Genomic DNA, 13029 nt, shown 5'->3' with positions numbered 1-13029 from the left:
GAAATGGGTTTCAAAAAGTCAAGATAATATACACTCTGATTTACTCTTTTTAAAACTCATAACAAAAAACTCTTAACAAAGTTGGTTCTTCTTCCATCCTGATATATTGCTCATCGCCATTTAAATCCATATACTTAATCCACTTGTGATTTTCATCATAATTTCCCTTTTCCAGAGACAAAAAGTCAAGCTGTTTTCCTACTGTAAAACTCTCTAGTTCCGCTTTATACCCATATCCTATGAATAACAATTCATTTTCACTTATTTGTATGACAATACCTGCTCCGGGAATAAATTCATTATTCTCATTAATGTTGTGATAAAATTCTACTGTCAATAAGTACTTATCTAATCTTAATTGCCTGCTTATTTCACCTTCCTTTTGAGCAAAACCTTTTATATTCTCTGTTCCATAATACTCTGTAATAATCGGAAGCATATTGCAAAGCATTTTATAACTTTTTGAAAGATATCTTTGCACCATTTCATTTGATATGTTTTTATCATTAATATCTGTGTGTAATATTCCTGTTATAAATGATTTGTCTTCACCTATGCTTTCAGCCCCGAAAGGAGAATAACATAGCGAATTATATTTTCCTACAGATGTATATAAATTAGCTACTGCCCATTTATCCCTTCTTGTTTCAGGTATAAACAACGGATTATCGTCTCTGGCATACTGTGCAGCTACTTTTTCAAATTCAAATGAATATATATCCGGTGAAATAAAATCCAAGCTTGGAGCCATACATTTCCATATATCAATCATTTCAGGCACAGGACCTCCACAAGGATAAATTCCAGCTTTTTCATCATTATTACCTTTCAGCCAAACATTAGTAAATAAAGGCAGGTTATAGATTTCCTTTCCTTGTTTTGCCAGTTTTTCTATATATGCTGCATAATTTACACACATAAATGCTTCAGGAGCATAACGTCCAAATACATCTTCCCAAGTACCTATTACAGTATCCCCCTTATATGTCATATCCCTAAAACATAAAAAATTTTGTTTTTTAAGATACTCTGTAAGATTATCCGATACAGTTTCTCTATATGCTTCATTAGCTCCATTTGAAAAATCTCTTACTGCACCTAAAATTCCTACTTCATTTTCTACCTGTACAACTATAACTGTCTGTTCTTTTTCATCAATTTCCTTTATGTATTCCATAAAACTTTTAAAAGCATTTAATTCCACCGATAAAATATCACTCTGAAACATGCTTAAAATTTTTGTTTTTACTCCATATTCATTTTCAACTCTTGGAAATCTCTTCCAATCCATCTTCACCCAGTCCGGTGCATATCCTGACAATCCATTTTTCCAACTTCCAAACCATAACAGAACCAATTTGATTTTGTACTCTCTTGCATCCGAAATCATACGCTTTACATCAGTAAAATCAAATTTATTTTCTTTCTTTTCAATCAAATTCCAATACACAGGAACTAAAAGAGTATTACAGTTCAACTCCTTTATTTTTTCCCAGGCTATTTTCATATATTCTACTGAGGAAGCTGCTGAATTGTGCAATTCTGCTGCAAACATTATAAATGGCTTGTCATCAATAAATAACATATATTTTTTATTAAATTTTCTTATTTGCGGCAAGCTCTTCATACAATTTTCTCTCCTATATCTTATGCGTTTCTTTTTGTAGAACCTCTGACAATCAAATTCGCCTGAACTGTTCTTCTTGTATTTTTAGCAATATTATCTATATTCTGTATCATATCTACTATTGCTTCGGCATATGCTTTATAATCACAGGCTATTGTAGTAATTCCCGGGAAAATAAAACTTGATATATCCAAATTATCATAACCTGAAATAGCTATATCGTCCGGAACCTTTACATTACTCTTATATGTTTCACTAAGTGCACCTATCGCCACAAGATCATTTATACATATAATAGCTTCCGGTAATTGCGGAGACTTCAGCAGTTCTTGCATAGCAACATTTCCACCTTCTACAGAATAATCACTCTCAATTATATCTTTTCGTATACTAATTCCATATCTGTCTGCATTCTCTATTATCTCTTTTCGTCTCTTTGCTGTAGTCCTTATATTTGCATACCCACCAAGTAAAGCAATATCTTTGTATCCTTCTTTTGATAAATGCTTAAGGAGCTCATCGGCACTTATTTTTTGTTCCTGGTATACCTGCGCACAGTTTAACTCCGGAATGTCAACACAGGATATAATTGGGATTTTTTTATTTATTTTTTCTATTTCATTAATATATTTTTTATCGATAGACATATCATCAAGTCGTCCACCCATAAAAACTATAGCCCTTACATTAGCAGACACAAATGTATCAAGTATGTTACTCTCTAAGCGCTTATCAGCCTCTGAATTACATAATAACAGCGTGTATCCTCTCTTTTTGGCAGCAATTTCAGTTTCATAAAATATTCCGGCATAATAAGGACTATTAATATGTGGAACAACAAAGCCTATGGTATTAGACTTCCTGGCTTGCAAAGCTTTAGCTATCTGATTTGGTCTATAATCATATTTTTCAATCAGTTCCAAAATTTTTTCTTTTTTGCCGGTCTCAACCTTCCCTGTGTTATTTATTACTCTTGAAACTGTAGCTGTAGATACCTCGGCCATTTCAGCTATTTCTATAATAGTTATTTTTTTATTCATTATATTTTCTCCGACATTTCTTACATTCACTGTTCCAAGACTATAACCTTATCCTTTTAATCCGCTTGACACAATACCTCTTATAAAATATTTCTGAAAACAGGCATAAAGCACAATAATCGGTAATACCGTAAGTAATGCCATAGCCATAACCGGTCCCTGATCTAATGCATCCTTATATCCGCTTATGGAAGAATTTAAAAATACCAGTCCTACAGCCAATGTATATTTGGGTTCATCATTTAAAAATATCGCCGGTCCAAAATAATCATTCCATGTCCACACAAACATAAAAATTGCCACTACAAATAAAATTGCTTTTGAATTTGGCAAAACCATTTTGAATAAAATTTTAAGTTCACTGCAACCATCTATCCTTGCCGACTCCTCTATTTCTTTTGGAAAGCTTTTAAAAAACTGGTGTAAAAGAAAAATACTGAAACTGCTGCCCGCAAGCATATTGGGCAGTACTAACGGCAAGATGGTATTAGTGAATCTTAGTTTTGCATATATATTATACAAAGGTATTATAGTTACAAAATAAGGAACCATCATAGTAGAGATAAGTATAGTAAACCACAAACCTTTGAGTTTTGCTTCATATTTTGCAAATCCGTATGCGACTAAAGTAGTACTTATCAACGTTCCGACAATATTTAATATGGTTATTATACTACTGTTTTTAAAATACATAAAGAAGTGTGTGCTTTCAAATATGTATCTAAATGACCTTAATGTAAACGGTGAAGGAAAAATTTCAGGAGGATATTTAACAATTTGCTCTGTTCCCATCAAAGATGTGGACAACATCCAAATAAAAGGAAGCAAAAATATCACTCCTAAAATACAACAAATCACAATCCATGCCAATACTTTCACTTTCTTAGACATAATAAATACCCTCCTCTCCTATTCAGTATAGTTCATAAGTTTCTTCAAAGACCTTAATATAACCAAACTTATAAACAGAATAATTATATACATAATCCATGCAAGAGCCGCTGCATAGCCAAACCTTCCATGACTAAAGCCGCTGTCATATATATACATTCCATACATATAAGTCTTTTTAAACGGCCCTCCTTCTGTCATTATAAGCGGCTGAACAAATACCTGAAAGGCACCTATTATCCCCATAACCAGATTGAATACAAAAACATTTGATATCAGAGGAAATGTTATCTTAAAAAAGCATTTGATATTTCCCGCTCCATCTATTTTAGCAGCCTCATAATATGAAACAGGAATTTGTTTTATACCTGCTAAAAATATCAGCATTTGTTGTCCACAAAATATCAAATTTGCAATTACAAGAGAAGTCATTGCCCATTTTGAATCAGTCAGCCAAAATGGACCTTCTATGTGAAAAATTGATAATACATAATTTATCAAGCCTCCCTCTCCTCGCAATAAATATTTTATCACTGCAAAAACAGCTGCTCCTGCCGCTATTGAAGGAAAATAGAAAATTATCTGAAAAATATTGCTTATTTTAATTTCCTTTGATAATAAAAAGGCCATAAACAGTGCCAATATTAAGCTGGTAGGAACTGCCAGCACCGCATAATGAAAAGAATTAAAAAGGCTTTTTCTGAATAGATCATCATAAAACAGCAAATCTATGTAATTTCTTAATCCAATAAATTTAGGCATTGAAATACCATTATATTGTGTCAAAGACAAATATATAGAATATACCAACGGCATAAAAGTCAATAAAAAAAAGCCCAAAAACCATGGCATTATGAACATATAAAAATATTTAGCCTGATTCTTTTTATGCCTCATAATATTTCCTCCCCAATATTTTAACCCATATTACCAAACCACATAATCAAAATAAACGCTTGAAATTATGTGTTTTAGAAAATGTTTAAGAACATCATCCCATAGTCACAGACCGAAAATATTTTATGACTGTATATTATAAATTAACCGGTCTGTGACCTATGGTATGAACAATTCGGATTTAATTATCATTTAATACCGTAAAACACTAAAATATCAATTATTCTTTCATTCTATCTAACTTAAGCTGTCCTTTTGTCTGTATATTCTTTAAGGTTGTGTCAATATCCTGCTCTCCTGCAAAAAGCAGCTCAAGCTCGACCTTAATAATCTCATCCTGTATTTCATTTAACACTACACCATCTACTGCATAATCAAGAGCATCAAAAAATACTGATTTATTAAATTTTTTCCACCCCTCAGGTATTGAGTTTATAAAGTTACTGTCTTCACTTATTGATTTCAAAGCCGGAAGTCCGATAATTTCCATTTCTTCTTGTACTTTTCCCTGAGCAGACATATATTTTATATATTCCCAGGCTTCATCTTTATGAGGAGAATCTGCAGAAATACCTATTGCAGTTGTCCAAAGAGGAGATCTCCATTTTCCGTACTTAGAATTTGATGGGAAGGTTACAATATCCCATTCAAACTTATCGCCTATTGCTTCATTAAAACTTGCCATATCCCATGAAGCCCCTACAGTCATAGCATATTTACCTGTTTCAAATGTTCCTCCCACATCTTTTGCCATAGTAGGTGTAGGTGAAATTTTATGTACTCTGTATAAATCTGTTATGAACTGAACTCCATCCTTAAATCCTTCGGTGTCTGCAGTCATCTTTCCGGCTTCCCAGTCCCACGCCTTGTAACCGTCATATAAATTTCTTGCAAGAGAGTAAGCCCACCATGAAGAAAAATCAGCTCCCCAGACTTTACTGTCACCTTCTCCTTTGGTTAAAGCTTTGGCAGCTTTTAAAAAGTCTTCTTCTGTCCAATCATTTGTAGGAAGAGGTATATTGTTTTCTTTAAACATTGTCTTGTTGTAAATAATAAATCCTGAATAAAATGTAGTAGGTGCGGCATAAACACTTCCATTATATGACAATCCACTCATAAGGCTGTCAACCCAGGCACCTTTTAATCCATCTTTCTCTATATATGAATCTAAAGGAGCAAACACATCTTTCTTAAAATACTCTCCACCAAAATCTCCCGCAATCTGTACTAAATCTGCCAGTGTATTAGAGGAAACCTGAACTGTCAATTTATCATGAAAACCTTCTGGTATTGCTTCAAGGTTTACATGAATATTATCATGTGCTGCATTAAACTCGTCTGTCCACTTAGTTTTGTACTCAATTTCCTTCTGATTTCCCCATAATAAGAATCTAAGTTCTACCTTTTCATTAGATTTCTTATCGGAACTTTTGACACTGCTTACTTTAGCCACAGCACTCCCCGAACCGTTTTTGCTTCCATTATCTTCTGTCGGTTTTGTGGTTCCACCTCCACAGGCTGTAAGTGCCAATATGGCAGCCATAAAAACAGAAACAGCTTTTACTTTTTTTAATTGTAACATTGACATAACCCCCTTTGTGTAATATGATTATTATGTTTAATTTGTAAACGTTTACATTTTAGCATATTATCATATACATTGTCAATACTCAAGAGTTTATGTCTGTATTTTGCATATAAAATATGTATACATAAATGTAATATTAGACAAATATAATATTAAAATTCATAAAAATATCCCCTGCCCAAAGTCCTCAGGCAGGGGATGTAATAATTGTTTTTTAATAAACCAAATATAAAACGATGTGAGTATCAAAAGATAATAAATTCTTTTGCAAGCAAGTTTGCACCGAATTTTTTATACTTTTGACACTCGTAACATAAAATATGATATTCCTGAAAATAATACTGCACTATAGTCATTGCAAAAATACCTTTTAAAAAACCTATAAAATGAAACTTATAATCCTTATTTCCCTCACAGTCTTCAGTTCCCGGAAGTACAAAATACTTAATCCTAAACAAGCAAATGAACAGCCAGTCAATGATTACTAAATCCACTACATTCCAAGTCATACAAACAATCCAAAGATGAATAAATATTCTAAAAAATGATAATTCTTCACACCTGTGCATTAAAACTGCAAAAGCAATAAGTAAACCAAAAAGTATAACAAAACTTATGACCCCAAAAACAGCTCCGTTTCGCTTATGTTTCCCTGTAAGTTCCGGAAGTTTCGCTACCTTTCTTGCCGCTTCTGGATAATCATGCTCTATAGTAAACGGAAATATTCTTACCGATATAGCCACCATAATAATCCATAGCAGCGACCAGGCAGCCGACTCTAAGAATATTATTTGAAAATTCAATCTCTTACTCCTCCATCTATTATCTATTATTGTTTTAATTTGCCATATAAACACAAGTCGTAAAGCTTGCCATCTTTGTAAACAGCATTTTTTCGCACACCTTCACTTTCAAAACCATTTTTTTCAAGCACACGCTGCGATGCGGTATTAGGTAAATACACAGTTCCCGATATTCGTACTATATCGAGATTATCAAAAGCAAGCTTACAGATTTGTTTTACTGCTTCTGTCATTATGCCTTTAGACCAGTTATCTGTAAGCAAAAAATATCCTATTTCACTATCTTTACATCTGACATCCGAGTTTTGTTCAACCGCAATATTCCCCACAACCTTATCATCTACAACAATAGCCCTGAATATACCATCCTTACCGTCATGTTCCGTTGTCATACCAAACCAAAAGTCTGCATCCTTCTCAGTATAAGGATACGGTATACGATTTGACAGATAAGAACGGTCTATATTATTGCAAATGTTTATCAGCTCTTTGCTTAAATCTTTGCTCCACTTTATTAGTTTTATCTTCATAGCTAACCCCCTTAAAGCGCTTAAGTTTACAAGTATTTTAGGTATAATATCACTTTGCACACATTATTTCAACTATAACTTCAATATTTTTATATAATTTCAATTTTTCTTAAAATATTCTATTTATTTCCAATCTCATTTCCAGTCTATCTGACAACTGTTACTTGCCCTTCACCTTAATTCCTTTAAGATAAGTCTTCTGCTCATCTGTAATCCTGTAACTTTCCACTGCTTTTTGAATAGCTTTATTATGTGTCCATGTATCAAGCTTTTTATTTTCAATAAACGGAAGTACCTGCTCATATTGCTTTGCAAGTGCTGTAGCAAAATACCAGGCTGTCATCATATTTATATAATACTCCTCAGACCTTATTTCTGCCACCATCTCAGGATATGCCGGGTCAAAATCTTCATCCAAAAAATGCTCCATAAGCATACCTATACCAAATCTTACTGTGTATGTTTTGTCTGAGTTTATCCATTCTTTTATATGTGTAAGAAGTTCCTTGCGATATTTCTTAAATACTTTTGGTGAAAGCTGATCACAGGTTGCCCAGTTATCTATATAAGGAAGAAAGTTTTTTACTTCTTCAAGACAAACCCCAAAATCCTTTATTTCTGCAAGTATAAAAGCATGAAGCTGATTTTCATCAAAATATTTATGCGGAACTGAATGTAAAAATTCTCTCACATCTTCTCTTTTTACAAGTTGTTTAGCGTACTTTCTAAGTTCAGGTGTTCTTACACCAATCATGCTCTCCTTGTCAACTGTAGGAATCAACTTGCTGTTAAAGTCTCTGTATTTTACATCCTGCATTTTAAATAGTTCATTTGTAATTTCTTCTACAATCATAGTAAACCTTTCAAACAAAATTAAATAATGTAGAGTTCAAAAATATTCGTAATCCTCTCACTTTTTTTGCAACAAATGGCTACTTACTCATAAGACACAAGAACAATCTTGCCATCAACATATTCACCGAGGAAAATCTGACTGTATTCTTCATAGCCTTTTTCATTAAGCTTTTCCTTAAGCCATTCTTCATCTTTTCCTATTATTTCTAATATATTCTTCTGAAGATGTCCGTCCGTAATTATAGGAAATTTTGGATTTTCCTCGCCTTCAAGCACTATAATAAACTGTCCGTTTTGCTCTACCACAGCTCTTTTAACCTTTTTTACCGAATACACATTGTTGGCTCTTAACTTAAATGCCACATCATGTGCAGAAAGTCCTGCTTTCTTGCAGTTTTCCACATCTACCTTTCCGTTATTTATAATTATAAGAGCTTTACCGTCAATCAACTGTTTTAGTTTAATATTATGCTTTTTTATCCATCTGAATCCTGTAACAAGAACAAACCAAACAAACATGACAAGCAGGCACTCAAGAATACCTATATTTTTATTGTATATTATACCGCCTATGATTCCACCTAAAACATAGTTCTGTACCTGGTCGCTGGCAGAGTTAGGGGCAAGGTTTCCCTTTCCGGTAAAATTAATGATTGTAATTGCAGACAAAAAACCTATCAAGAGCTTTACAAATACCAAAATCAAATCGTTCATAATCTTAAATCTCCTGTTGTTTCATTAACTATTTTTAGTATAAATATATTATATTGATGTAAACTTGTCCAGCCTAAAGCCCTAATGCGACAGACAATATTTTATACCTATACTAATTCTTTTATATCTACTATATTATTCTGAATAACATGAACGATAAAGTTCTAAAAATCAAACCCAGTTTCGATTATAGTCGATAAATTTTAAAATTATGATATCATTTCGATTATAGTCGATAAAATTTAGCATTAAAAATAATATATGATACAAGTGTCAAAAGTATAAAAATTCGATGCAAGCTTGCTTGCAAGAGAATTTATTATCTTTTGACACGCAAAAAATATGAGTAAGTAGCCATTTTTGCAAAAAAATGAGCGGATTACGAATATTTTTGCAAGGATTGCGAGAGGTGAAGCCGAAGCAATCCTGTATCATTGGGTGTCAAATACTTTTGACACCCACATCAATATATTTTATTCGATATTCATTAAATAAAAACTCCCCAATCCTGTCCTCTTATTCCATCAGACAAAATCAGGGATTACATACTGTTATTAAGAAAATCATCTTATTGTTTCATTTATCTTATCAAAAACAAGTTGGTCTTCTAAGATATTAAAACTAACTTTATCTCCACTATGCTCTTTAGCTGTCTCATTGAGCTTTTTAATAATATCTTCCTTATCTACTTTCGATAAATCGCTAAACTCCGGATTACTCCAAATCTTTCCGGCTGCAAGCATAAAGCCTCTTACCGCATTATCCCTTTCAGCCACTGTAATTTTATCTTTTTCTTTTATCTTGTATGAAAATGAATAGCTGCAATCGTAGCTTTCATATCTTCCATCTCCTACTTTTGTAGCTTCGCTAAAGCTTATACTGATAACCGGCAGCTCTTCCTTCCCTTTTGTATATAATGCCTTAAATTTTTTTGCATTTTCAAGCCCTGAGAAATTTATGGTTGTTGTTACAAATTCCCTTTCTTCATCTGTCAGATTTACTGCAAAATTTTCATAATTTATGTCATCATTTATCCTGTCCATACGCATTCTATCATCATCTGCGGAAGCCCATTTTGCCAATCTTTTATTAAAGTCATCCAACTTCATATTCTTGTAATCAGGCTTTTTCAGAGCGTTAAATAATGAGTCATAATCTTCCTTAGTTGCAGACTTAAAGCTTCTTGTTTCAGCTTTGTCATCCACTTTCTCTACAGCAATTTCATCACTTTCTAACTCATTATTTTTTTCACTTACCATTTCCGAAACTTCTTCTATTTCCGAAATACCTCCTAAGGTTATTTTTAAATTATCATTGCTTAATTTTTCTGAAATTTTAATTAACCCTGTTCTAAATTTTTCACTCACCTCTTTAGCATTTTTCACCGCTTTTTTAGTTAGATTGTTTTTTAATAAATTTACACCTGAATCAATGCTTTCTATGGCATTCATATATTCTCCTACCTTAAGCTTTTCAGGGTTTAATATTTCAATATTAAGTGCATACTCTACCTGATATAGATTATTATTTATTTCAATATTTCCACTAATTATTCCATATCTCCGGTTTCTTGCAAGGATAGGTGAAAGTACATAATTAAAGAACCGTGCTTTCTCATCTATATTTCTTTTTTCATAGAATTCTTTATTATTTGCAATCTTATTCAAGGCTTCTGCATATTCTTCACTGTCAACAGCCTTAAGCACCTTATCCGAATATGCTGCAACAGACATTTTTTCATAATCCTTAAATTTTAAATCATCAATTTTCTTATAATCTATTCCTGAAATACTTTCATTTTCCTTCTCTTTTGCAGAAGTCATAAATACAGCAGTAGTTCCTGTTACAAATATTATTGCAAATAATATCATAAATAATGAAATCTTCTTTATCTTCATAACCGATATTATCCTTTCTTTTACTGCATTATTACTAAAGTTACTGCAAAGCGGCATAAGCTTGCCCTTCTTTGCCTCCATATCAATAAGGGCATACGCGTATGCTTCCTTGCTTTTTTCACCAAATATTCTCACAACAGCTTCATCACAGGATAATTCTATGTCACGGTTAAACAGCATAAACATAACCCATACCGCCGGATTGAACCAATGAACACAAAGTGCCGCTATAAGAAACATTTTGGTTATAATATCAAATCTTTTTATATGCACATATTCGTGTGTTAAAATGTAACTTAAAAGTCCGGTATCTCTCAAATCAAGATTTTTGGGAAGGAGTATCACAGGCCTAAAAATCCCATAACTTAGCGGTGTAGAAATCCTATCAGAATATCTTACGGAAATTTTCCTTTTCAGCTTACGTTTAACAAGCCAATCTTTAATAAAGGCATTGTTTATTGGCAAAGAAGTCCTAAACTCCCTCATATTTCTAATGTATAGAAAAAGGAAAATTATAATTCCTATTATCATACCCGCAAATCTTATTGCTTCATTTGACGGAAAAATTGTTTTTTCAAAGTCTTCAGCCCTATTATACTTTATATAATTATGCGACTTATTCGTATTACTTTCTTTTATAACAGTTTCTTTTATGTTCTTTGAAACTGTCAGGTTTTTTACTCTTTCTGATGTATTATTATCTGCTATATAGCTTTCTCTTGCAGAATTTATACTTGGAAACCAAGAATATATACTAAAGGATGAAGGTATTGAAAATGGCAGTAAAAGCCTTATCAGCACCAAAGTCCATAGGATTGTAAATGTCTTTTTAGGTAATTTATGCAAAAACAATGCTCTTATTACTATGATAGCAACTATAAGCACAGCCCCTGACAAACTCATTTGTAAAAGGTTCATACTTCACCTCATTTCAGCTTATTAACCAGCTCTTTTAAGTTTTTTATTTCATCTTTCGAAAGTTTCTTTCCACCTATTAGAGCTGCAAACATTTTGTCCACTGCTCCGTCAAATATCTTATCAAGCAGTTCTCCGGCTTCTGCTGCCTGTACTTCTTCCCTTGCTATAAGGGCATGGCACATAAAGTTAGGCTCCGAACGCTCTATAGCACCTTTTTTTATACATCTTTTTATTAAAGTATAAGTAGTATTCATATTCCAGCCGGTTTCTTCTTTTAACACATCTGAAATATGTTTGGCTGTAGTATCACCTTCTTTCCATAATACATTCATTATCTTTAATTCTGAATCAAATAATTTAACATCCATTATTATTACCTCCATTTACAAGACTACAGTAGTTTGTATCTTCATACTACCACAGTCTTGTATTTTTGTCAACACTACTGTAGTAGTTTTATTTTTTTCTACGGATTTGAACTTACCAATAACTATATGGAGAGATTTTATTTAATAAGAAATTTCTTATTAAATTAAAAATGAGCTTTCAGCTATAATTATAACCAAAAGCTCTTGTATATTATGGAGTAATTATTTATTCCACCTCTCCTACTGCCAAAAACACTTCATATTCTATATCATCTTTTTTCCCCTGCTTAATTATTTCATAGTCTACAAGCTTCCAACCTGTGTTCTTAAAATAATTGCAAATTTCCTCTTTTGAAAATCCGTTATGTCCGTCAAAATCCGGAAAATCTTTATGAAAGGCTGCAGGTATTGTACAAAAATCCATAAGATAGAGTTTCCCCTTTGGTGCCAGGAATTTTTTTAATAATTGCAATTCATTTTCCACATCCACTATATGATGAAAAACCTTATGACTGTATATCAAATCATATTTTTCATCCGTTATATTAAGAAAATCCTCATCATATATATTTACATTCTCTGCCGAAAAAGCTTCTTTATTCTTAAGAAATTCCTCTCTCATTCCCGCCGAACTGTCAATACCGTCTATTTTTGCGAAATGTTTTGCAAGGAGCAGGGCCAGAGTTCCACTTCCCGCTCCTATCTCAAGAGCTTTTATCTCAGATTCAGACTTATCTACTGCAAGCCTTCTTAAAATAACCTCTTTTATTTCTTCATTTGCACTTTGTCTTCTAGGATTATTCCACTCCTTTGCTACTGTGTCAAAATAATTTTCTTTCATAATATAATTCCTTTCTATATTTGCCTTAGTACTGTATTATAACCTATATTATTCATAAT

Annotated in this window: 12 protein-coding genes; all 12 read right to left on the bottom strand. The window is 32.6% G+C overall.

What is annotated here, in order from left to right; genetic code table 11:
- Positions 1-49: 49 nt before the first annotated feature.
- On the bottom strand, positions 50-1627 hold the full coding sequence (locus tag GCWU000282_RS08360; protein ID WP_023354644.1) for a GH35 family beta-galactosidase: 1578 nt from the start codon (positions 1625-1627) through the stop codon (positions 50-52).
- 20 nt (positions 1628-1647) lie between these two features.
- Complete coding sequence (locus GCWU000282_RS08355; protein ID WP_035040082.1) at positions 1648-2667, bottom strand: LacI family DNA-binding transcriptional regulator; 1020 nt, start codon at positions 2665-2667, stop codon at positions 1648-1650.
- Between the two features lie 48 nt (positions 2668-2715).
- On the bottom strand, positions 2716-3558 hold the full coding sequence (locus GCWU000282_RS08350) for a carbohydrate ABC transporter permease (protein WP_023354642.1): 843 nt from the start codon (positions 3556-3558) through the stop codon (positions 2716-2718).
- Positions 3559-3576: 18 nt separating this feature from the next.
- Positions 3577-4455 carry a carbohydrate ABC transporter permease gene (locus tag GCWU000282_RS08345; protein WP_023354641.1) on the bottom strand — a complete coding sequence of 293 codons (879 nt, stop codon included), beginning with the start codon at positions 4453-4455 and terminating at the stop codon, positions 3577-3579.
- A 220-nt stretch (positions 4456-4675) separates the two neighbouring features.
- On the bottom strand, positions 4676-6037 hold the full coding sequence (locus tag GCWU000282_RS08340) for an ABC transporter substrate-binding protein (RefSeq protein ID WP_023354640.1): 1362 nt from the start codon (positions 6035-6037) through the stop codon (positions 4676-4678).
- 251 nt (positions 6038-6288) lie between these two features.
- A complete protein-coding gene (locus GCWU000282_RS08335) occupies positions 6289-6846 on the bottom strand; it encodes a hypothetical protein (RefSeq protein WP_207637279.1) in 558 nt (185 codons plus the stop codon).
- 26 nt (positions 6847-6872) lie between these two features.
- Positions 6873-7376, bottom strand: a complete 504-nt coding sequence (locus tag GCWU000282_RS08330; RefSeq protein ID WP_035040077.1) for a GNAT family N-acetyltransferase — start codon at positions 7374-7376, stop codon at positions 6873-6875.
- Positions 7377-7536: 160 nt separating this feature from the next.
- Positions 7537-8229 carry a DNA alkylation repair protein gene (locus tag GCWU000282_RS08325; RefSeq protein WP_023354637.1) on the bottom strand — a complete coding sequence of 231 codons (693 nt, stop codon included), beginning with the start codon at positions 8227-8229 and terminating at the stop codon, positions 7537-7539.
- Between the two features lie 83 nt (positions 8230-8312).
- Positions 8313-8945 carry a DUF421 domain-containing protein gene (locus GCWU000282_RS08320; RefSeq protein ID WP_023354636.1) on the bottom strand — a complete coding sequence of 211 codons (633 nt, stop codon included), beginning with the start codon at positions 8943-8945 and terminating at the stop codon, positions 8313-8315.
- A gap of 563 nt (positions 8946-9508) precedes the next feature.
- On the bottom strand, positions 9509-11761 hold the full coding sequence (locus GCWU000282_RS15930; protein WP_023354635.1) for a M56 family metallopeptidase: 2253 nt from the start codon (positions 11759-11761) through the stop codon (positions 9509-9511).
- Between the two features lie 8 nt (positions 11762-11769).
- Positions 11770-12129 (bottom strand): BlaI/MecI/CopY family transcriptional regulator, encoded by a 360-nt coding sequence (locus GCWU000282_RS08310; protein ID WP_035040074.1) that lies wholly within the window; start codon positions 12127-12129, stop codon positions 11770-11772.
- 226 nt (positions 12130-12355) lie between these two features.
- Complete coding sequence (locus GCWU000282_RS08305) at positions 12356-12970, bottom strand: class I SAM-dependent methyltransferase (protein WP_023354633.1); 615 nt, start codon at positions 12968-12970, stop codon at positions 12356-12358.
- Positions 12971-13029 lie beyond the last annotated feature (59 nt).

This window comes from Catonella morbi ATCC 51271 (assembly GCF_000160035.2).
Lineage (GTDB): Bacteria > Bacillota > Clostridia > Lachnospirales > Lachnospiraceae > Catonella > Catonella morbi.
Note: the sequence above shows the minus strand (reverse complement) of the source record. Positions and strands in the feature narration are given on the sequence as shown.

Coding starts and splice junctions, on each gene's coding strand:
- GCWU000282_RS08360 (WP_023354644.1), bottom strand. CDS start 1,627: ATGAAGAGCTTGCCGCAAATAAGAAAATTTAATAAAAAATATATGTTA.
- GCWU000282_RS08355 (WP_035040082.1), bottom strand. CDS start 2,667: ATGAATAAAAAAATAACTATTATAGAAATAGCTGAAATGGCCGAGGTA.
- GCWU000282_RS08350 (WP_023354642.1), bottom strand. CDS start 3,558: ATGTCTAAGAAAGTGAAAGTATTGGCATGGATTGTGATTTGTTGTATT.
- GCWU000282_RS08345 (WP_023354641.1), bottom strand. CDS start 4,455: ATGAGGCATAAAAAGAATCAGGCTAAATATTTTTATATGTTCATAATG.
- GCWU000282_RS08340 (WP_023354640.1), bottom strand. CDS start 6,037: ATGTTACAATTAAAAAAAGTAAAAGCTGTTTCTGTTTTTATGGCTGCC.
- GCWU000282_RS08330 (WP_035040077.1), bottom strand. CDS start 7,376: ATGAAGATAAAACTAATAAAGTGGAGCAAAGATTTAAGCAAAGAGCTG.
- GCWU000282_RS08325 (WP_023354637.1), bottom strand. CDS start 8,229: ATGATTGTAGAAGAAATTACAAATGAACTATTTAAAATGCAGGATGTA.
- GCWU000282_RS08320 (WP_023354636.1), bottom strand. CDS start 8,945: ATGAACGATTTGATTTTGGTATTTGTAAAGCTCTTGATAGGTTTTTTG.
- GCWU000282_RS15930 (WP_023354635.1), bottom strand. CDS start 11,761: ATGAACCTTTTACAAATGAGTTTGTCAGGGGCTGTGCTTATAGTTGCT.
- GCWU000282_RS08310 (WP_035040074.1), bottom strand. CDS start 12,129: ATGGATGTTAAATTATTTGATTCAGAATTAAAGATAATGAATGTATTA.
- GCWU000282_RS08305 (WP_023354633.1), bottom strand. CDS start 12,970: ATGAAAGAAAATTATTTTGACACAGTAGCAAAGGAGTGGAATAATCCT.